We start from the raw sequence: 19646 nt of genomic DNA, 5'->3' as shown, positions 1-19646 counted from the left end.
CTCCTCTCACAACACAACCATGACACGACTGCGATCCGAAGATGACTTCCTGGCGTTGATCGATCGCCATTTTCCGCGCACAGGTGCGGGCATCGAGCTTTCACGCGGCGACGACGCGGCGATTCTCCACTGGCCGGGCAAGGTCTGCGTGACCACGGACCTTTTCCTGGAGGACGTGCATTTCCGGCGCGCCTATTTTTCACCGGCCGACGTCGGCTACAAGGCCCTGGCCGTCAACATCAGCGACGTGGCCGCCATGGGCTGCCGGCCGCTCGGGTTCACGTGCTGTCTGGAAAGCCCGGACGACGCGGACCGGGAGTATTGGGAAGAGGCCATGGCCGGCATGGCTGCGCTGGCCCGGGAATTCGCTGTGCCCCTTGTCGGCGGCGATTTGAGCCGGGGCGACAAGATCGGGATCGGCATCGCCCTGTGGGGCGAAGCCGGCCCCACGGGCCGTTTCCTGCGGCGCGGCGCGGCCGCGCCCGGGGACGTGCTGTTCGTCGTCGGCCCCATCGGCCTGGCCCGGGTGGGACTGGCTGTACTGGAAAAGGAAGGCCTCGCGGGGGCTGCGCACTTTCCCGCCGCCGTGGCCGCGCACCTGCGCCCCGTGCCACAAGTGGCCGCAGGGCTGGCCCTCGCCGCCGTGCCCGAGGTTTCGGCCTGCATGGACGTTTCCGATGGTCTGGCCCGGGACCTGCCGCGCCTGCTGCCTGCGGGGCTCGGGGCGGACCTGTTCCTGCCGCCGACGCAACTCCATCCCGAGGTCACGGCCCATGCCGCCGGCCATGGCCGCAAGCCCGAGCAGGAAGCCGTCCACGGCGGCGAGGATTACGCGCTGCTCGGCTGCGTCTCCCCTGCCGGCTGGCCCGCCGTGCGCGCCGCCGTGCCCGGGGCGGCGGCCATCGGCATGGTCTCGCCGAAAAACGCCTTCACCCTCAACGGCGCGCCGTTCGACATGGCCGGCTTCGATCACTTCGGATAGAGCATCATGGGACTTTTGCTGTTCGGGGCGGCGTGTATCAGCTTTTCCGCCGTCTTCGTCAAACTGGCCGGCGTCGCGCCGGCGGTGTCGGCGTTCTACCGCCTGTTCGTGGGCGGCCTGACGCTGCTTGTCCTGCTCGGAGCGACGAAAAACCTGGACGCCGCGAAACGCGCGATGTCCTGGCCGGCGCTCGGCTGCGCCGTGTTTTTCGTGTGCGACCTTTTGTGCTGGCACGCGAGCATCAATTACGTCGGGCCGGGGCTGGCCACGCTTGTCGGCAACTTCCAGGTCTTTCTCATCACGGCCGCGGCTGCCGTGGCCGCGCGGCGCGCCCCGCGCCCGACGTTCCTCGCCGCCATGACCGTGGCGCTTTTCGGACTTTACCTCGTGGTCGGGCGCAATTTCGCCGGCCAGCCCCCGGAATTCCGCCTGGGCATCGGCTACGGCCTCGCCACTTCGGTTTTTTACGCCCTGTTCATCATGACGCTCAAAAAAGCCGTCACCGACAACGGCCGGGCCGGGCCCATGGCCGCCATGGCCGTGCTGTCCCTGGCCGGCGCGGCCCTGCTCGTGCCGGTCGTCGTGGGAGTGGGCGCGTCCTTCGCCCTGCCCACGGCGCAAAGCTGGCTGGCGCTTCTCGGGCTTGGCGTCGTGGGCCAGGCCGTAGGCTGGCTGGCCATTTCCATGGGACTCGCCGGGGTGCGGCCGGCGCTGGCCGGGCTTGTTTTGCTTTTGCAGCCGACTTTGTCGTATCTGTGGGACGTGCTCTTTTTCGGCAAGGCCACCGGCCCCGTGGAACTGGCGGGCGTGGCCCTGGCCCTTGGCGGCATCTATCTCGGCTCCGTCGCCCGCGGAGCGGAAAAAAACTGAGGGAGGACCGTTCGTATGGACCTGACCCTGCGCGTGCTTGGCGTCGTGCGCTCGCCCCTGACCGATCCAGCCACGGCGCCGCGTTTCGAGACGGAAAACGCCCCCCGGGCCGAAGTCGTGCTCGACCCGGCCTACCGGACGGCGGCAAAATCCCTGGAGGCCGGCCAGGAAGTCCTGCTCTTCACCTGGTTCCATCTGGCCGACCGCGACTGCCAGGAAGTCCACCCCCGGCGCGACAGGAACCGGCCGCTCACCGGCGTTTTCTCCACCCGCTCGCCGGACCGGCCCAATCCCATCGGCCTGCACCAGGTGCGCATCGCCGCCATCGACGGCGACGTCCTCACGGTGGAAGCCCTGGAGGCCGTGGACGGCACGCCTGTCATCGACATCAAGCCCCTTGCCGATCGCCGCGGGCGCTGAGGGCCGTTCGCGCAATCGGCGGAAACGCGCGCCAGCGCCGGCGGCTTTGCGCCGCGTTGCGGCGAAGCGGCCACCACAATTGTAACAACTTGAAAATACGGCTGTATTTAATAAGAGGCATCATGCTGCGGCCGCAGCCCCCGGAATTTGTGCATTTTTTTACAAGCCAAGGGTTGCCGAGGGCCGGCCAAATGCTTTAGCAATTCCGCAATCGACCATCGATCCCATCAAAGGAGTCCCGCATGCCCAAGAAGGAACACGTCAAAAAGGTCAATGCCGTCATCTGCGCCTATTTCGCCCACACCGGCTACCTGACCAAGGAAGAGGCCCGGGAGCTGTGCGGATTGAACGAATCCGCCTTTGACGAAGCCTACGCCAAGGCCGGCAACATCTTCAGCAAGATCGGCTCCGAGCCGGACAAGGGCGTCAGCAAGCTCTTCGACCACATGGCCAAGGAAGTGGACGAATACATGAAAAAAATCAGCGGATACGGCATCGCCTAAACGATATTCGAAGCCCCTCCCCGGCCCGGGCGACGCCTCGGGCCGGGACGACGTTCCGCTCACGGGCCCCCGGGCGGGAGCGGGCCTTGTCGCAGCCGTCGCCACGGCCGCGCGTCTGGGACGTGTGCCCGACGGCAGCCCCCTGCCGGCCTGGCTCGGGCCTTTTTTCCACGTGGCGCGCTCTTTTCTCGACAACCGGGGCCTCGCGCTGGCCTCGGCCCTGTCCTACGCCACGGTCCTTTCCATCGTGCCCTTTCTGGCCGTGGCCTTCGCCCTGGCCAAGGGCCTGGGCTTTTACGACACGCCGCAGGTGCGCGACTGGCTGCTGCGCCTTACCGCCGGACGCGCGGACGTGGCCGACCACATCCTGACCTACATCCAGAACACCAACATGCGGACCCTGGGCGCGACCGGGGCCATTTTGCTCGTCTCCACGGCCGTGTCCCTGGTTTCCACCATCGAGGGCGCGGTCAACGCCGCCTGGGGCGTGACGGTCAGGCGCGGTCTCAAAACCCGCTTCACCAACTATTTCGTACTGATCGTGCTCTGCCCGCCGCTGCTGTTCGCGGCCGTGAGCGCCATGGCCTCGCTGCGCGCCCTGCACCTGACGCAGCGCATCCTGCAAATCCCGCTGCTCGGCGAAATGGGCCAGGGCCTGCTCGCGGTCACGCCCGTGCTCGCGATCTGGGCCGCGTTTTACATGCTTTACCAGTTCCTGCCCAACACGCGCGTCAAACCGGGGAAAGCGCTCATCGGCGGCATCATCGCCGGCTCCCTGTGGCAGATCGTGCAATGGGCGTACATCACGTTCCAGTTCGGCTCCCGAGACTACAACGCCATCTACGGCAGCTTCGCCCAGATTCCCTTGCTCCTGCTGTGGCTCTACGTCAGCTGGGGCATCGTGCTGCTCGGCGCGCAGATCGCCCACACCGCCCAGGGCTACGCCGCCTTCGTGCGCGATGCCCGCGCCGCGACAGTAAGCCCCGGCCAGCGCCATGTTCTGGGGCTTTTCCTGGCCCTGCTCGCGGCCAGAAACGCCCGGCTGCGCCGCCCCTCGCCGCCCGTGGACGCTTTGGCCGCCTTCCTCGGCCTGCCGGTTGCGACCGTGGCGGACATTGTCGCGGACCTCGCCCGGGCGGGCCTGGCCACGCAGGGCCAGGGCGCGGACGCGGCCCGGTTTGCGCCCCTGCCGCCGGACGAGGACGTGCGCGTGTCCGAACTCGTGCGCGCCCTGGACGACGCGGACAGTCCCCTGCCGGCCGCATTCGCCGCCATCGACATCCTGCCCGCCCTGCGCGACGACCTCGCCGCGGGCGGCGACGGCAGCTCCCTCAAGGACCTGCTTGCGCGCCACGGCGCGTTGCTGGAAAAACTGCCAGCAACCTTGCTCGCGGCCTGACGCGCTTTCCTTTCGCCGCCTTTTCCGCTACAGCAACAGCCCGTTCCGGAGTCGTTCCAGCAAGGAGTCTTTCATGCCTTCCTTTTCGTTCTGGCTCGCCTACCTCGCCTTCGGCTGCGCTGCCGGCATCATCGCCGGCCTGCTCGGCGTCGGCGGCGGCATCGTCGTGGTCCCTGCCCTCTATTTCCTTTTCACCGCCCAGGGCCTGCCCCATGAGCACATCATGCAACTGGCGCTCGGCACCTCCCTGGCCACCATCGTCTTTACTTCCGTCGCCAGCTTCCGCGCCCACGACAAGCGCGGGGCCGTGCGCTGGGACATCTTCAAAAGCATCACCCCGGGCATCATCATCGGTTCCCTGCTCGGTTCCTGGGTGGCGGCGCAGCTGTCCACCAAGTTCCTCAAGGGCTTCTTCATCATCTTCCTGTATTACGTGTCCGTGCAGATGCTGCTCAACATCAAGCCCAAGGCCTCGCGCCAGGTGCCGGGCACGGGCGGCATGTTCGCCACCGGCGGCATCGTGGGGCTGGTTTCCAACCTCGTCGGCATCGGCGGCGGCACCATGACCGTGCCCTTCCTCACCTGGTGCAACATTCCCATCCACGTCGCCGTGGGCACGGCCTCGGCCATCGGCTTTCCCATCGCCGTCGCCGGCGTCATCGGCTACCTGGCCAACGGGTTGCGGGTGGACCATCTGCCGTCGCTCAGCATCGGCTACATCTACCTGCCGGCTTTGATCGGCATCGTGGCCACGAGCATGTACACGGCCAAGTACGGGGCCAAACTCGCCCACTCGCTGCCCGTGGGCACGCTCAAGCGGGTTTTCGCCCTGTTCCTTCTGGCCATGGCCACGCGCATGTTGTGGAGCATGTTTTAAATAGAAAACCGGCAAGGAGCGCGCCATGCTGCAAAGCCTGCTCGGACTCGTCACCCTGCTCGCGGCGGCCATGGCGCTGAGCGAACGCAGGGGAACCATTCCCTGGCGACTGGTCCTGGGGGGCCTGGGGCTGCAGGCGGCCATCGCCGCCTTCATGCTCAAGGCCCCCTTTCTGCGCGGCATCTTCATGGCCTTAAACGCCGTGGTCGCCGCCATGGACGCGGCCACCCGCGCGGGCACGGCCTTCGTGTTCGGCTACCTTGGCGGAGGCCCCGCGCCCTTTGCCGTGACCGACGCCGACGCGGGCTTCATCCTGGGCTTCCAGGCCCTGCCGCTGGTCATCGTCATCGCGGCCCTGACCGCCCTGCTTTATTACTGGAAGATTTTACCGCGCGTGGTGCGGGGCTTTTCGCTGGTGCTCGAAAAGACCATGGGCATCGGCGGCGTGCTCGGCGTCGGCGCGGGCGGCTGCATCTTCCTCGGCATGATCGAGGCGCCGCTGCTGATCCGCCCCTACATGGTGCGCATGACCCGAAGCGAACTGTTCGCCATGATGGCCACAGGCATGTCCTGCATCGCCGGCACCATGCTCATGCTCTACGCCTCGGCACTCAAGGCCGTGTTGCCGGACAGCCTGGGACACATCCTCACGGCCTCGGTCATCCACGCCCCGGCGGCGCTGGTCGTGGCGGCACTCATGCTGCCCGAGACCAAGGAGCCCACGCTCGGGCGCAAACTGCCGGATTCCTCGGCCTCCGGAGCCATGGATGCGGTGGTATCGGGCACGGCCGACGGCCTGCGCCTTTTCTGGAGCATCCTGGCCACGCTGCTGGTCTTCGTCGCCCTGGTCAAGCTCGCCAACATCCTGCTCGCGGTCCTGCCCGACGTGGCCGGCGCGCCGCTCACCCTCGAACGCATGCTCGGCGTGGTCATGGCCCCGGTGGCCTGGCTGCTCGGCATCCCCTGGGCCGAGGCGGCCACTGCCGGAAGCCTGCTCGGCACGAAGGTTGTGCTCAACGAATTCATCGCGTTCATGGAGATGGCCAAGCTGCCGGCCGGCGCGCTCTCGCAGCACTCGCGGCTGATCCTCACCTACGCCATGTGCAGCTTCGCCAACCTGGGCAGTGTCGGCATCCTGCTCGCCGGGCTGACGTCGCTGTGCCCGGAACGCAAGGACGAAATCACGGCCCTTGGCGGCCGCGCACTCATCGCCGGGGTGCTCGCCTCGCTCATGACCGGCACGGTGGTCGGCATCCTGGCGTCTTTCTGACACCCCGGCCGGCATCCGGCCGGCGTGCCGCGTTCGCGCACCGGATCCCCACGCCATGAAAAGACGGCCCTTCCTTGGGGAGGGGCCGTTTTGCGTCGTCGCTCCGGTATTGACGGAAGGTCAGTTGGCCGTCGCGCCGAGGGGGGCAGGCCGCGTTGCGGCGGCAGCGAAGGATTCGAGGGTGCCCGCCAAGGCCTCGGCCACGCGGCGGCGTCCCGCCAGATCGAGGTGCTCGCAGGCATATTCGCGGTCCACGAACCGCTCCCCGGGCAGCAGCGTGGTCAGGTCCAGACAGGAAGCTCCGGAACGGGCCAGGACATCCATGATGACGCGGGTGTTCGCCGCGACGTTGGCGGGCAACGCTTCCCCGACGAGCCGCCGGCCGCCTTCGATGTCGATGGGCGTCAGGTAGAAAAGCACGGTCACGCCCGCCCGCTCGAGCCGGCGCGCGGTGTCCAGGAGATAGCCGAGCATGGGATGCTCCGGCGTGACGCGCGTCATGTAGTTCTCGATGAAATGCCTGCGCCGGTCCAGGTCCTCGGGGGACAGGCCCGGGGGCGGCGCGGCGAGCAGCGCCTCGCGGCCGGCGTTGAGTTCCTTAAAAAGCGCGGCGTACGAGGGTGCGGGCCGGACCGTGCGGGCTGCCCAATAGGCCGCAGGATCCCCCTGCCCGGACACGATCCAGGACGGCAGGTCAGCCGGGGACGGCGGCTCGGCCAACAGGCGCAGATAGGCGGTCGTGGCGGCGTATTCCCAGCGGGGCGTGAACAGCCAGTCATCGGAAAAACCGCGGAGATTGATGGAGAGGATCGCCAGGCGCGGCTTTTTCTTCGCCTTGGCGACAAGGACGGCGTACTCGCGGAAGAGCACTGCCGTGTAGCCCGCCCCGCTGACCGGATAAATGTCCGAGCCCGTCAGGCGGCCGAGGATCTCCGCGATGGTGTCGCGCGCTTCGGCAGCACCGTGGCCGCCCATGACCGAGTCGTTGCAATAAAAAACCGAGACGGCTCCCTGTTGGAGCGCATCCCGGAACTTGAGCGCCACGGCGTTGTGGTACGCATCGAGGAACACGTTTTGCTGTGCGTCGGCGTCCGGCATCGTCGCGCCGGCTGCGACAATCTCCTTGTAGCTGCGTGCCAGGCTTTTGTATTCCAACCATGCAAGAACAACAACGATCAGGACGATCGCAAGGATGACGGGGAACGCCCACCACGACGGGATGCGAGCAGGCTTCATCGCCCCTTCCCGCCAAGGCTGGAACCTTCAGACGCCACAAACGCGTTCATCCCCCGCACGTCGCGGCAGGTTCTCTTCCTTGTTGCCATGCAGGGAGCGAACATACCCTGGCAACCATAAAATACAACTTTTTTCGGATGCCTTGCCGTGCCGCAAGACACGAAGGCTGCGCAGCGCCGACCGAAAGACGCGGCCACTCGGGAAATCGCGCGGCGTCGCCTCGCCGGCCTTCGGTCGGCAGGAGGCCGCAACCTCCGGCGTGGAGCAGTAGCGTGTGGCGGAGGCGATCCGGCGGGTTAGAAAAAAGACATGGCCCGGCCGCAGCCGTCGGATGCGCGGCGGGCTTCGAGGCGCGGGACGGGCGTGCAGCGGCCGGCCAGCAGCGCGGCGACGAGGTCGGCGCGGCATTGGACCGTGCCTTCGATCGCCACCGGCCGCGTGCCCAGTTCCTCGAGGCTGTGGGCATCGGAACCGGCCACGGGCGCAAGGCCACGGCTCGCGGCGAAACGCGCGGCAGCCGCGTTTTCTTCGGGCGTGTTGCGGCCGTTTTCCACTTCCACGGCGCAAAGCCCTTCGTGCCCGAGGATGCCCGGCCCGGCCGGCCGCCAGGACCGGAACGGATGCGCGGCCACGGCCGCGCCGCCCAGGGCCGCGGCGAGGCTTATGACCTCGCGGGCGGGCAAGCCGGGCGCAAGCCCCTCGAACGGGCCGAACAGCAGGAGATCCCCGTCCGTGGTCGCGTATTCCAGGCCGACGAGCAGGCACAGCCCGTTGTCCTGCACCCCTTCGCGCACCAGCCGGGCGGCGGCCATGGTGTCGTGGTCGGTCAGGCAGACGCCGTCGAGGCCCCTGCCCCGGGCGTTTTCAAGGATCACCTCCAGGGAGAGCCGGCTGCACGGCGAAAGCCGCGTATGCACGTGGAGATCGAAGCGCATGGCAAATCTTGCGACTTCCCGGGGAAAAAGGCAAAGTGGTAATGTCTATGTGCAAGCCATTTTCCCATTACGACGCCCGATATAACGGGAGCGGCCGCTGATGCCGCGCGCCTGCGTGCTGCTCGTGCTCGACGGGCTGGGCGACCGCTCCCATACCGCGCTCGGCGGCCTGACCCCGCTCCAGGCGGCTGCCACGCCCCATCTCGACGCCATCGCCGCGACCGGGGCCAACGGCCTCTACCACGCCGGCTTTCCCGGCCAGGCCCTGCCCAGCGAAAACGCCCATTTCGCCATGTTCGGGGCGAGCCCGGAGGAGTTCCCCGGCCGGGGCTACCTCGAGGCCCTGGGACTCGGACTCTCCCCCGCGCCCGGCGAGGTCTGCCTGCTCGCCCACTTCTGCTGCGCCGTGGTCGAAGACGGCTGCCTGCGGCTTTACCGCGACAAGCCCGAAAAGCCCGCGCCCGAGGAGGCGGCAGCGCTTTTCGCGGCCGTGGCGGCCTTTGCGCACGAAGGCGTCGCCGTGCGCCTGCACCGCGACAAGGGGCTGTTCGGCGTCGTGACCATGACTGGCGACGTCTCGCCCGAGGTGACGGACACCAACCCCATGGTGGACGGCCTCTTTCTGCCCGAACCCGAGCCCATGGCCGCAGCCGGCGCGGCGGCTGCGAGAACCGCCCGCGCGCTTCGGGCCTACCTGCTCTTTGCCCGGCGCGTACTTGCCGGCCATCCGATCAACGCCGCGCGCGAGGCTGCGGGACTTGCGCCCATAAACGCCCTGGTCACCCAGCGCGCCGGCATGGCGAAACCCCTGCCCCGCTTCGGCGCGCGCTTCGGCCTGCGCCCGGCGTCCGTCGCCTCGGGCACGCTCTTTGCCGGCATCGCCAAGGCGCTCGGCTTCGCCCTGCTGCCCGCGCGCGACACGGGCGATCCCGGCGCCGACCTCGCCGCGCGCCTGGAAACCGCCCGCGCCGCCATCGCCGCTTACGACTTTCTCCACGTGCACACCAAAGCGCCAGACGAAGCCGCGCACACCAAGGATCCCCTGGCCAAAAAGGCCGTGATCGAGGCCCTGGACGCGGCCGTAGGCCGGGCCGCAGGGCCGCTGCTGGCCGATCCCGAGGTGCTCTTCGCGGTCACGGCCGACCACTCGACGCCCTCGAGCGGGCCGCTCATCCACGGCGGCGAGCCCGTGCCGCTTTGCCTGCACGGCCCGGGGCAGCGCGTGGACGTGGTCGCACGCTTCGACGAGGTCAGCGCCGCGACCGGCTGCCTGGGTTTCGTGCGCGGCACCCAGCTGCCTTACCTGATCCTAAACGGCCTGGAGCGCGCGCGCCTCGTCGGCATCCGCGACACGCCGGACCCGCCGGCCTGCTATCCCGGCCCGGTGCGGCCCTTCCGCGTGGAGGAATCGTGACGCAGCCGGCATCCCTTGCGCCCGTCGGCGTCATCCACGGCCGTTTCCAGGTGCTGCACAACGACCACCTGCGCTACCTCCTGGCTGGCAGAGCGCGTTGCGCCCATCTCGTGGTCGGCGTCACCAACCCCGACCCCGGCCATACCCGTGACGAAAACGCCGACCCCGCCCGCTCCGCGCCGGCCGCCAATCCGCTGACCTATTTCGAACGCCAGGCCATGGTCCGCGCCGCGCTCGTCGCGGCGGGTTCGGCCGAGGCGGATTTCACTGTGGTACCCTTTCCGGTCAACTTTCCGGAGCTCTACCGCTACTACGTGCCTCTGGACGCGCTTTTTTTCCTCACCATCTACGACGCCTGGGGCCGGCGCAAACGAGAGTACTTCGAGGCGCTTGCGCTTCGCATCGAGGTGTTGTGGGAAGTCTCCCCCGAGAACAAGGGCATTTCCGGCACGGACGTGCGCCGGTTGCTGGCGACGGACGGCCCCTGGGAGGCGCTCGTGCCTCCGGCGGTGGCCGCGCTGTGCCGAAAATGGGACATCCCCGCCCGGCTGGCGGCCGCCGGATGGTAGGACGCGCCGCACGGCCGCCGCGCTTCGGCTATTTCTTTCCGGCCACGTGCAGCCCGACCAGGCGGGCCATGAAAAACACCAGATAGAACTGCCCGGTGATGCCCTCCAGTACGGCGAGCGTCTGGGCCGTGGGCGAAAGGGGCACGATGTCGCCGTAGCCCGTTGTCAGCAGCGTGATGTAGCTGAAAAAGAACAGCAGCCGGTCCGTGCCCTCCGGGGACAAATGGTCGCCGTGCACGGTGAAGGCAAAGGAGCCCGGCATGAGCCGGTTGAGCAGGGAATAGAACACGAACCACAACGCGCCGAGGAACAGATAGACGCACAACCCGCCGAGCACGGTGTCCAGATCGACCCGCTTTTGCCGGGCCAGGTAGCGCGTCACCTCCACGGCGGTCAGCAGGATCACGGGCGCGCCCAGGGCGTCGCTTAAAATGCTCGGGCCGACGCCGTCCAGGACATACTTGCCCACGACGCTTACGGCGCAAAGGACGGACAGGCACAGGATGAGGGGGAACAGCCGGCTTTGCCGCACCACGCGCAAAGCGGCCCCCATCAGGCACAAGAAAATCAGGTCCTGGGCGACGCCCGCCACCTCCCCCGCGACGAACGGAGACACCACGATCTGGGCCAGCAGCGCGGCCAGCAGAAAATGAAACGGCTTGCCGTGCGTGGAGATGTTGAGACTGACGTTGACCGGGCTTTTGCCCATGGGTTCCTCCATTTCCTGCGGCTACGCGATCCCGGGGCCGGCATCAAGGGCCGCTGCACGCAAACATGCCGTGCCATGCGCCGGAAAACAGGCGTCGCCGTTTTCATAAGCGGGGCGTTATGGGCATAGTGCCCGCTAGCTACAGCAACGCCGCCCCGCCAAGGAGCATGACGAAGCGCTTGTAGAGCTCCAGGTCGAAGGAGCCGGCCATCTCGTGGCGCATGATGCGCAGCGCCTCAAACGGCGGCACCGCATCGGCGTAGATCCGCCGCGACGTGAGCGCGTCGTAGACGTCGGCCAGGGACACCGTGCGCGCATGCACCGGGATGGCGTCGCCGGAAAGCCCGCGGGGATAGCCCCGGCCATTGAGCTTTTCGTGGTGCAGCAGAATGCATTCCCGGGCCAGGCGCGACAGGGCCAGCGGCCGGCAAAGCCGTTCGCCGAGGGTCGGATGCTCCCGAATCGCCAGGAATTCCTCGGGGGTGAGACGACCGGGCTTGCGCAGGATCGCCCCGTCCACGCCCTCCTTGCCGCTGTCGTGCAACAACGCCCCCACTCCGGCCTGGATGATGGCGGGTTGGGGCAGGCCCAGGGATTTGAGCAGGAACACGGTGTACACGAACACATGCACACCGTGGCTGTAAACGTCATAATCGTGGGACATGAGCGCGCCCATGCGCGCAAGCCCGGCCTCGGTGCACAAAAAGGACACGCAGTCCCGGGCGTAGGCCACGAACAGCCGGCCGTGCATGTCCGAAAGCCCCTGCGGCAACCGCTCGCGCAGGAGTTCCCGCACGATGGCGCAGCAGTCGTGGTAGAAGACCGCCGCCTTCTGCGCCTGCGGCATTTCCTGCCCGAGCAGCGCCGCCGGCAGGTTGCGGCGCATGTAATGCCGGTAGCGCCCCCGCTGCTCGCGGTGGATATAGACCACGGAAACGCCGTATTCCTTGAGCATTCCCCGCCGATCCGGCGTGAGCGCCTCGCCGTCGCGGGCAAAGAGCGTGTGGCTGTCGCCGTGGCGCAGGTAGACCTCGAACTCCCCCGGGACATGGGGAAAGAGGTGCGCCAGGGGAATGGGCTGGTATTCGCTGGAAGGATCCGCAGACGGCGGCGGCGGCAACGTGGTCATGCGCTGTGTAACTTTGTTACAATGTGAGGCGCACCCGTAGGGAATCGCACCGGGCAGGACACAAAAAAAACCGTGAATCCGGCCTGTTCGTGCATTCCCCTCCCCCAGGATCGAGATTTACCGCCTCCCTCTAGCAAATCCCGGACCCAGCCGAAGCAGCCTGCCTTGCCAGGGCGCGCCGAGGCTGCCATGATTGGAAAAATCCGTGAACATCGCGGAAATCCGGTTTTCCCGGGAACATGTATGCCAGCATATCGAAGAGGTTCGCAGTATCCCGTCGGGGTGGTCCAGGAGGGGCCTCCGGCCCCTCCTGGCCGCCGGAGGCGTCCATTCTTCACACCCTAATATCCGCAAAGGAGACGCCATGTGCGGACGATTCGCCCTGGCCGTGCCGCGCCGGCTGGTGGCCGAGGCCATGGGCGTGCCGGACCTGCCGCAAAACGTGCCGGCCCGGCCGGAGATCTTTCCCGGGGAGCTCATCGAGGCCGTGTTCACGGCAAGGGAGAGCGGCCGGCACATGGCCGGCCTTTTTCGCTGGGGATTCGTCGCTGCGTTTCGCAAGGACGCCGCCGCGCGCCCGATGGTAAACGCCCGGGCGGAAACCGTGCTGGAAAAGCCTTCGTTTCGTGGCGCCATCCGCTACCGCCGCTGCCTGATCCCGGCACAGGGCTTTTTCGAGTGGCGCAAGGAGCCGGGCGACGGCAAGACGCGCTTTTTCCTCACCCTGCCCGAGGCGCCGGTCATGGCCCTGGCCGGCATCTACGAGCGCGCCGTGACGGATGCGGGCGAAGTCCGCGACACGGCCGCCATCCTCACCCGGCCGGCCTCGCCGCAGATGGCCGCCATCCACGAGCGCATGCCGCTTATCGTGCCGCAGGCGACGTTCGCCGCCTGGCTCGATCCGCGCCTGACCGAACGCCGGGACATCGAGGAGCTCCTCGGCATGCCGTCGCCGGAACTTTCCATGAAGGCGGAAACGGAAGGGAAAAGGAAAGGATTACTGGAGCCTTAGCCCCCGCACAAAAGCCCGGCCATGACCCCGGCCACGTCGCCGAGTTCCGGGCAGACACTGATGCCCGCCCGGGACAGGCAGGACAGCTTGGCGAGGATGCCGCCGGGGCGATCGAGCAGCGCGCCGGCATGCCCCAGCGCCCGGCCGGGCGGCGCGGACAGGCCGGCCACGAACGCCGCCACGGGCTTGGGGAACTGCGTCGCCTCCAGATAGGCGGCCGCATCCTCCTCGGCGCGCCCGCCTACTTCGCCGATGAGCATCACGGCGCGCACCCGGTCGTCGTTTCGCACCATGCGGCAAAGCGCCGTAAAGTCCGCGCCGCCAAAGGGATCGCCGCCAATGCCCGCGGCCACGGCCTGCCCGATGCCCGCCGCCGTGAGCCGCGAGCAGACCTCGTAGGTGAGTGTGCCGCTGCGGGAAAAGACCGCCACAGGCCCGGGCGTGAAGGGATCTGGCGGCATGATGCCGGCCTGCATGGCCCCGGGCACGAGCAGCCCCGGCGTGTTGGGTCCGAGCAGCAGCACCTCGCGGCCGGCCAGGGCCGCGCGCACGGCGAGCATGTCTTTTTGCGGCACGCCGTCGGTGATGCAGACGATGCGCGCGATGCCGGCCTCGGCCGCCTCCAGGACGGCATCGGCCGCGCCCACGGCGGGGACGAAAATCACGGACAGGGCGATGTCGTGCATGGCCACGGCAGCGGCCACGGTGTCGTAGACGGGAATCCCTTCCACGTCCTGGCCGCCGCGAAAAGGCGTGACCCCGGCGACCACGCGCGTCCCGTAGGCGCGCATGAGCAGGGCGTGCCGGCGGCCGGCGCGGCCGGTTAGGCCCTGGACGAGCACACCGCTGTCCTTGTCGAGGTCGAGCAGCGACGGCAGCGGGCGGCTATCCGGCTGCGCGGCGGCAGCGGCACCCGGCGCGGCGCGGCAGGACTGCGCGGAAGGCGCGTCGAAATCGCGTCGCGGCCCGACCGGCACCATTTCCGAAAGCATGGCGACAGCCTGGTCCATGTCCTCGGCCACGGCAAGCGCAGGAAGCCCCAGCCGGCGCAGCATCTCCGCCCCACGCTGCGCGCCGTTTCCGGCAAAGCGCACCACCACCGGTCGTTGCGGCGGCGCGTCGCCAAGGGCCTCGGTCAGGGCCCGGGCCACGTCGGCGCAGGAAAGGATGCCGCCGAACATGTTGACCAGACAGGCCGCCACGCGCGCGTCGGCGAAAAGCAGGTCAAAGGCCGCGCGCAGGCGCACGGCGTCGGCCGTGCCGCCGAAATCCAGAAAATTGGCCGCGCCGAGCCCCGCCGCCTCCAGGGCGTCCATGGTGGCCATGGCCAAGCCCGCGCCGTTGGCGAGAAGTCCCACCCGACCGGACAGGCTGACGAAGGACAGCCCGTAGGAGCGGGCGCGGCGCTCGGGTTCGGTCAGCAACCGGTCGTCGCCGAAGCGGCGCAGTTCGGGTTGCAGGCAGACGGCGCTGTCGTCCACGACCACCTTGGCGTCCAGGGCCACAAACCGGCCGTCCGGGGTCAGGGCGAGGGGATTGATCTCGGCCAGCAGCAGGCCGTGGTCGGCCACGGCCGCGAACAGGCGCGTGAGGCACTCCTGGAAGGACACCCACAGGGGCTGTCCAAGGCCCAGGTGGAAAAACACGCGCCGCAGCAGGCGCGGGCTCGGCGCAAACGGCGGGGGCACGTCCAGGACGAGCAGGCGCGGGTCGCCGGCCAGGGCCTCGATGTCCACGCCACCCTGCCCTGCCGCGCTCAGGCACAGCCCGCCCCGCTCCCGGGAGACGCCGAGCGACAGGTACAGGGCGCGGTCGTGGGCGACAGCCGGCTCCAGGCGCAGAAACGGCGGAACCTGCCCGCCGATGGGCAAGGCGAAAAGCCGCTGCGCCTCCGGACCGATTGCCGCCGCGGACTCCAGGCGCACGACGCCGCCGGCCTTGCCCCGGCCGCCGGAGAGCACCTGCGACTTGAGGTAATAGGGCCCTGGAAACGGCGGCGAGACATGTTCCGTCCCGCCAGGCGCAAGGGCTATGCCGGGCGCGACCGCGATGCCGGCTTGCTCGAGGAGCGCCTTGCCGGCGTGTTCCGTCAGATGCATGGAGGCTTCTCCCTGGCCGAAGGTGGACGCCATGCGGGACCGGTCCCGCCACGGTCTCCCCTATCGCACATTTGCCGAAAAAAGCCAGCCATGCGCGCCTGCGCCGTCAGTCGTCGGCCATGATGTTGCACAGGTCCATACGCTCCTCCTCCTGGCCGTCGCCAAGCGCCGGATCGGGGATGGCCATGGGCTCGCCCAGGCGTTTTTTCGCCTCGGAATAGCCCAGGTTGAACGCCTTGATGTTGGCGGCGCGGATCTTTTCCGGCAGCGACGCCTTGAGGCTCTTGCGCACGGCCTCGGGCTTGGCGAAGGGCAAAAGCCACGTCACCGCGCCAAGGGCCACCACGTTGGTCGCCTGGGGCACGCCGACCACGTCCCGGGCCAGGGCGGTAAACGGCAGGCCGCGAAAGACGTTGGACGGCGTCTGGCGCACGAGCTCCGTGTCGATGACGAGCGTCCCCCGGGGCTTGAGGTAGTGGGCGTAGCTCCCCACCGCCTCCTGGGACAGGGCCACGAGCAGGTCGAGGTATTCGGTCTTGGGGTAGCTGATGGGCTCGGAGCTGACCACGAGGTCGGCCCGGCTGGCCCCGCCCCGGGCCTCTGGCCCGTAACTCTGGGTCTGGGTGACGTAATAGTCGTGAAAAAGGGCCAGCGCCTGGCCGAGCAACCGGCCCATGGTCAGGATGCCCTGCCCGCCCAGGCCCGAAAGCCTGATCTCGTAGCGCGAAAGAACCATGTCGTGCCCGTTCATGCCGCGCCTCCCTTCCTTTCCCGGAGTTTCTCGCGCATGGCCGCGTAGCGCGCCTCGAGCCCCGGCACGTCGCGCCGGACGAAGGTGCCGATGGGAATGCGCCCGGTCTTGTCCTCGAGCTTCTCGTAGGCCTCCAGGGGCACGGCCCGGTCCTTGAGCCACTTGAACATCTCCACGGCGTTTTTAAAGCCGTTTCCCCGGCCGTACTGGGTGAAGCACGGGGTCAGCGCCTCGACCAGGTTAAATCCCGGCCGCGCCAAAGCGTCGGCGACGAGGCCGTCCAGGGCCTTGACGTGGAAGACCGTACCCCGGGACACGCCCGCCGCCCCGGCCGCGCGGGTCAGCTCCACGATGTCGAAGGCCGCCTCCAGCTGGCCCATGGGGCTCGTGTGCGAATAGGCCCCCTCGGGCGTGGTGGAGGAACACTGGCCGCCGGTCATGCCGTAGATGAAGTTGTTGAGCACGAGCGCCGTGACGCCGATGTTGCGCCTTGCGGCGTGGATCAGGTGGTTGCCGCCGATGGAGAAGGCGTCGCCGTCGCCCATGACCGCGATGACGGTGAGCTCGGGGTTGGCCATCTTGATGCCCGTGGCGATGGTCAGCGCCCGGCCGTGTGTGGCGTGGACGGTGTTGAAGTCCACGTAGGCCGCGATGCGGCCCGAACAGCCGATGCCGGCCACGACCACGACTTCGTCCTTGTCGAGTCCCAGCGCGTGGACGCCGCGCACGAGCGACCCGAGCACGATGCCGTGGCCGCACCCCGGACAAAAGACCAGGGGAAACTTCTTGTTGTGGCGCAAATACTGGTGGATGAGCTGTGTGACTTCGGCCATGTCGCAGGGTCTCCTTCCGTCTGCGGGCGGAGGTGCCGCCGCCCGTCGGACCAGTCTCGGGAGCTTCGACGCCCGTCCCTAGGATATTTCCTTGAGAATCTGGGACGGCGTGATGATCAGCCCGTCGATGCGGTTGATCGTGCGCACGGTGGTGTGTCCCTCGTTGACGCGTTTGACCTCCCGGGAGATCTGTCCGACGTTGAGTTCGGGCACCACCACCAGCCGGCAGGCGCGCATGAGCTTTTCCACGTGGGTGCGCGGAAAGGGAAAGAGCGTCTTGAGGATGAGCAGCCCGGCCTTCACCCCGGCCTCGCGCGCCTGGCGCACGGCGAGCCGGGCCGAGCGGGCCACGCAGCCATAGGCCACGACCAGCACCTCGGCGTCGTCGGTGGCGACATGCTCCACGAGCTGGACGTCGTGGAAGAAGCGGTCGATCTTGCGGAACTGCCGCTCGACCAGGGCCTTCACCTCCTCGGGACGCGAGGTCGGGAAGCCCTGCAAATCGTGTGTGAGCCCGGTGACGTGGAAGCGGTAGCCCTTGCCGAGGGGCGGCATGGGCGGCACGCCGCGCAGCGTCTCCTCGTAGGGCTTGTACCATTCCGGCGGCATGGTCGGGACGAGGCGGGAAAAGATCTCGAAATCGCCGGGTTCGGGCAGGCTGATCTTCTCGCGGGTGTGGGCGGTGATCTCGTCGAGGAGCAGGATGACGGGGGTACGGTATTTCTCGGCGAAATTGAACGCCGTCACGGTCATTTCCAGGCACTCGGGCACGTCCGAGGCCGCAAGCACCAGGATCGGGTGGTCGCCGTGCGCGCCCCAGCGCGCCTGCTGCACGTCGCCCTGGCCGGGGCTCGTGGGCAGGCCCGTGCTCGCCCCGCCGCGCATGACGTCCACGAGCACGAGCGGCGTCTCGGTCATGGCGGCGTAGCCGATCTGCTCCTGCATGAGCGAAAACCCGGGACCGGAGGTGGCGGTCATGGCCTTGCGCCCGGCGAGCGACGCACCGATGACCGCGCCCATGGAGGCGATCTCGTCCTCCATCTGGAGGAAAACGCCGTCCGCCAGCTGGGGCAGCCGCTTGGCCATGGTTTCCATGATTTCCGTGGAGGGCGTGATGGGGTAGCCGGCGTAGAAGGTGCAGCCGGCGGCCAGCGCCCCTTCGACCACGGCCTCGTTGCCGAGGAGAAAAGCCTCGCGGCGTTTCTTGCGGACCTGGCTCACGGGCGTTCCTCCTTGTCGGGGTCCTTGGGAGCAGGCTGCTGGGGTTGTCCGGGGCTTTCGGGAGCGTCCGTGCCGGCAGCCGGCGCGCCATTGCCGTTGACGCGGCCGTTTCTGCCGTTTGCGGCCCGGGGGGTCACCACGATGGCGAAATCCGGGCAATGCGGTTCGCAAAACCCGCAATTGACGCAAGCGTCCTCGGCAACGACCCTGGCCTTGCCATCGGGGCCGGCCGCGAGTACGTGTTTCGGGCAAAATGCGATGCAGATGCCGCATCCCTTGCACCAGTCGGGGTAGACGACGACACGGTTTTGTCCTTTGCTCGACGCGCTCATGCCACCATCCCGGTATGAAAAAGGTTTGATTGGGCGGCACTGTGACGTGTTCGTCGAAAATTGGCAATGCGCGCGGGCAGAGGATTTTAGCGCTCGACGAAAGTGCAAAATTCCCTTAGGGCGAAACAACTTTTTCCCGGAGGTTGACGTTATGGTGGCAATAGGCCGGATTTCCTGGCTGCGGGCGCTTGTCGCGCTTTGCTGCGTTCTGGCCGCAACCCTGGGCGGCGTGTCCGCCGTCCGGGCCGAGGGAGGAAAACCCATGGTCAAACTGACGACCAGCAAAGGCGACATCGTTATCGAACTGGACAAGGAAAAGGCCCCGATCACGGTCGAGAACTTCCTCAAGTACGTCAAGGCCGGGCACTACGACGGCACGGTGTTCCACCGGGTGATCAACGGCTTCATGATTCAGGGCGGCGGCATGGACAAGGCCATGAAGGAACGTTCGACCGAAGCCCCGATCCAGAACGAGGCCGACAACGGGCTCAAGAACAAGGCCTACACCATCGCCATGGCGCGCACGGCCGATCCGCATTCGGCCACGGCCCAGTTTTTCATCAACGTGGCGGACAACGGCTTCCTGGACCACACCGGCAAGAATCCGCAGGGCTGGGGCTACGCGGTCTTCGGCAAGGTGGTTTCCGGCCAGGAAGTGGTGGACGCCATCAAGGGCGTGCCGACCATGACCAAGGGTTTCCACGAGAACGTACCGGTTGTTCCGGTGATCATTGAAAAGGCGGAAGTGGTCAGCGAGTAGCGACCGCGCCGCGCCGAGAAAGGGCCGCCCCGGGGAACCGGGGCGGCCCTTTTTCGCGCCGCCGGACGGGGAGCAACGGTGCGCCGACAGGAAAAAAACCAAAAAAAATGGCTCGGGGCCAAAAACTTGTTGACGGTCCCGGGCGAGGCGCGTAGACATCCTCTTCTCGAGTGCGCCCGTAGCTCAGCTGGATAGAGTGCCGGACTACGAATCCGTAGGTCGAAGGTTCGAATCCTTCCGGGCGCACCAAATCTTTCAAGGGGTTAGGCCGAAAAAGCCTAACCCCTTCGTTTTTATACGTACGCATTGCGTACACGCTAGTATG

At 67.7% G+C, this 19646-nt stretch carries 20 protein-coding genes and 1 tRNA gene; 12 read left to right on the top strand and 9 right to left on the bottom strand.

The features are described 5' to 3' along the window. The first annotated feature begins 19 nt into the window (after positions 1-19). The 7 genes from thiL to Q368_RS0114630 all read left to right on the top strand — a co-directional run bounded on the left by thiL (position 20) and on the right by Q368_RS0114630 (position 6321). Positions 20-982, top strand: a complete 963-nt coding sequence (gene thiL, locus Q368_RS0114660) for a thiamine-phosphate kinase (RefSeq protein ID WP_029459805.1) — start codon at positions 20-22, stop codon at positions 980-982. 6 nt (positions 983-988) lie between these two features. Further along, positions 989-1852: a DMT family transporter gene (locus tag Q368_RS0114655; protein WP_029459804.1), complete on the top strand. Its 864-nt coding sequence runs from the start codon at positions 989-991 to the stop codon at positions 1850-1852. Positions 1853-1867: 15 nt separating this feature from the next. Continuing rightward, positions 1868-2272 (top strand): tRNA (N6-threonylcarbamoyladenosine(37)-N6)-methyltransferase TrmO, encoded by a 405-nt coding sequence (gene tsaA / locus Q368_RS0114650; RefSeq protein WP_029459803.1) that lies wholly within the window; start codon positions 1868-1870, stop codon positions 2270-2272. Positions 2273-2514: 242 nt separating this feature from the next. Further along, positions 2515-2775: a hypothetical protein gene (locus Q368_RS0114645; protein WP_029459802.1), complete on the top strand. Its 261-nt coding sequence runs from the start codon at positions 2515-2517 to the stop codon at positions 2773-2775. 124 nt (positions 2776-2899) lie between these two features. Beyond that, complete coding sequence (locus tag Q368_RS0114640) at positions 2900-4174, top strand: YihY/virulence factor BrkB family protein (RefSeq protein WP_245611358.1); 1275 nt, start codon at positions 2900-2902, stop codon at positions 4172-4174. Between the two features lie 73 nt (positions 4175-4247). Then, positions 4248-5051 (top strand): sulfite exporter TauE/SafE family protein, encoded by an 804-nt coding sequence (locus Q368_RS0114635; RefSeq protein ID WP_029459800.1) that lies wholly within the window; start codon positions 4248-4250, stop codon positions 5049-5051. A 25-nt stretch (positions 5052-5076) separates the two neighbouring features. Then, on the top strand, positions 5077-6321 hold the full coding sequence (locus Q368_RS0114630) for a NupC/NupG family nucleoside CNT transporter (RefSeq protein ID WP_029459799.1): 1245 nt from the start codon (positions 5077-5079) through the stop codon (positions 6319-6321). A 120-nt stretch (positions 6322-6441) separates the two neighbouring features. Here the strand turns inward: Q368_RS0114630 and Q368_RS0114625 are convergent, their stop codons facing one another. After that, a complete protein-coding gene (locus Q368_RS0114625; protein ID WP_211249783.1) occupies positions 6442-7557 on the bottom strand; it encodes a hypothetical protein in 1116 nt (371 codons plus the stop codon). 296 nt (positions 7558-7853) lie between these two features. Continuing rightward, entirely contained in the window at positions 7854-8492 is a 639-nt protein-coding gene (locus Q368_RS0114620) for a PHP domain-containing protein (RefSeq protein WP_084158823.1), read from the bottom strand. A 100-nt stretch (positions 8493-8592) separates the two neighbouring features. Between Q368_RS0114620 and Q368_RS0114615 the strand changes: the two genes are divergently transcribed. Then, positions 8593-9906, top strand: a complete 1314-nt coding sequence (locus Q368_RS0114615) for a BPG-independent phosphoglycerate mutase family protein (protein WP_029459796.1) — start codon at positions 8593-8595, stop codon at positions 9904-9906. Beyond that, positions 9903-10475: a nicotinate-nucleotide adenylyltransferase gene (locus Q368_RS0114610; RefSeq protein WP_029459795.1), complete on the top strand. Its 573-nt coding sequence runs from the start codon at positions 9903-9905 to the stop codon at positions 10473-10475. Before Q368_RS0114615 ends, Q368_RS0114610 begins: the two co-directional genes overlap by 4 nt. Before the next feature lie 28 nt (positions 10476-10503). Here the strand turns inward: Q368_RS0114610 and Q368_RS0114605 are convergent, their stop codons facing one another. Together Q368_RS0114605 and Q368_RS0114600 are read right to left on the bottom strand one after the other, a co-directional pair. Continuing rightward, positions 10504-11184 carry a potassium channel family protein gene (locus tag Q368_RS0114605; RefSeq protein ID WP_029459794.1) on the bottom strand — a complete coding sequence of 227 codons (681 nt, stop codon included), beginning with the start codon at positions 11182-11184 and terminating at the stop codon, positions 10504-10506. A gap of 139 nt (positions 11185-11323) precedes the next feature. Continuing rightward, positions 11324-12313, bottom strand: a complete 990-nt coding sequence (locus tag Q368_RS0114600) for an HD-GYP domain-containing protein (RefSeq protein ID WP_029459793.1) — start codon at positions 12311-12313, stop codon at positions 11324-11326. Between the two features lie 364 nt (positions 12314-12677). Between Q368_RS0114600 and Q368_RS0114595 the strand changes: the two genes are divergently transcribed. After that, the gene (locus tag Q368_RS0114595) at positions 12678-13325 is read left to right on the top strand and encodes an SOS response-associated peptidase (protein WP_052360184.1); all 648 of its coding nucleotides are present in this window, start codon (positions 12678-12680) and stop codon (positions 13323-13325) included. Here Q368_RS0114595 and Q368_RS0114590 read toward each other — a convergent pair. The 5 genes from Q368_RS0114590 to Q368_RS0114570 all read right to left on the bottom strand — a co-directional run bounded on the left by Q368_RS0114590 (position 13322) and on the right by Q368_RS0114570 (position 18561). Further along, a complete protein-coding gene (locus Q368_RS0114590) occupies positions 13322-15424 on the bottom strand; it encodes an ATP-grasp domain-containing protein (protein ID WP_029459791.1) in 2103 nt (700 codons plus the stop codon). The two genes, Q368_RS0114595 and Q368_RS0114590, sit on opposite strands and share 4 nt — an antisense overlap. A gap of 106 nt (positions 15425-15530) precedes the next feature. Beyond that, positions 15531-16175 (bottom strand): 2-oxoacid:acceptor oxidoreductase family protein, encoded by a 645-nt coding sequence (locus tag Q368_RS0114585; RefSeq protein WP_029459790.1) that lies wholly within the window; start codon positions 16173-16175, stop codon positions 15531-15533. After that, positions 16172-17008, bottom strand: coding sequence for a 2-oxoacid:ferredoxin oxidoreductase subunit beta (locus Q368_RS0114580; RefSeq protein ID WP_029459789.1), 837 nt, complete (start codon positions 17006-17008; stop codon positions 16172-16174). Before Q368_RS0114580 ends, Q368_RS0114585 begins: the two co-directional genes overlap by 4 nt. Before the next feature lie 78 nt (positions 17009-17086). After that, positions 17087-18229, bottom strand: a complete 1143-nt coding sequence (locus tag Q368_RS0114575) for a 2-oxoacid:acceptor oxidoreductase subunit alpha (protein WP_029459788.1) — start codon at positions 18227-18229, stop codon at positions 17087-17089. Next, the gene (locus Q368_RS0114570; protein WP_029459787.1) at positions 18226-18561 is read right to left on the bottom strand and encodes a 4Fe-4S dicluster domain-containing protein; all 336 of its coding nucleotides are present in this window, start codon (positions 18559-18561) and stop codon (positions 18226-18228) included. The genes Q368_RS0114575 and Q368_RS0114570 overlap by 4 nt, the downstream gene beginning before the upstream one ends. A 151-nt stretch (positions 18562-18712) precedes the next feature. Between Q368_RS0114570 and Q368_RS0114565 the strand changes: the two genes are divergently transcribed. Together Q368_RS0114565 and Q368_RS0114560 are read left to right on the top strand one after the other, a co-directional pair. Beyond that, complete coding sequence (locus Q368_RS0114565) at positions 18713-19321, top strand: peptidylprolyl isomerase (RefSeq protein ID WP_029459786.1); 609 nt, start codon at positions 18713-18715, stop codon at positions 19319-19321. Between the two features lie 172 nt (positions 19322-19493). Beyond that, positions 19494-19570 (top strand) — tRNA-Arg (locus tag Q368_RS0114560). Positions 19571-19646: the final 76 nt, after the last annotated feature.

The sequence above is a fragment of the Solidesulfovibrio alcoholivorans DSM 5433 genome (genome assembly GCF_000702665.1).
In the GTDB taxonomy this organism is placed as follows: domain Bacteria; phylum Desulfobacterota; class Desulfovibrionia; order Desulfovibrionales; family Desulfovibrionaceae; genus Solidesulfovibrio; species Solidesulfovibrio alcoholivorans.
Note: the sequence above shows the minus strand (reverse complement) of the source record. Positions and strands in the feature narration are given on the sequence as shown.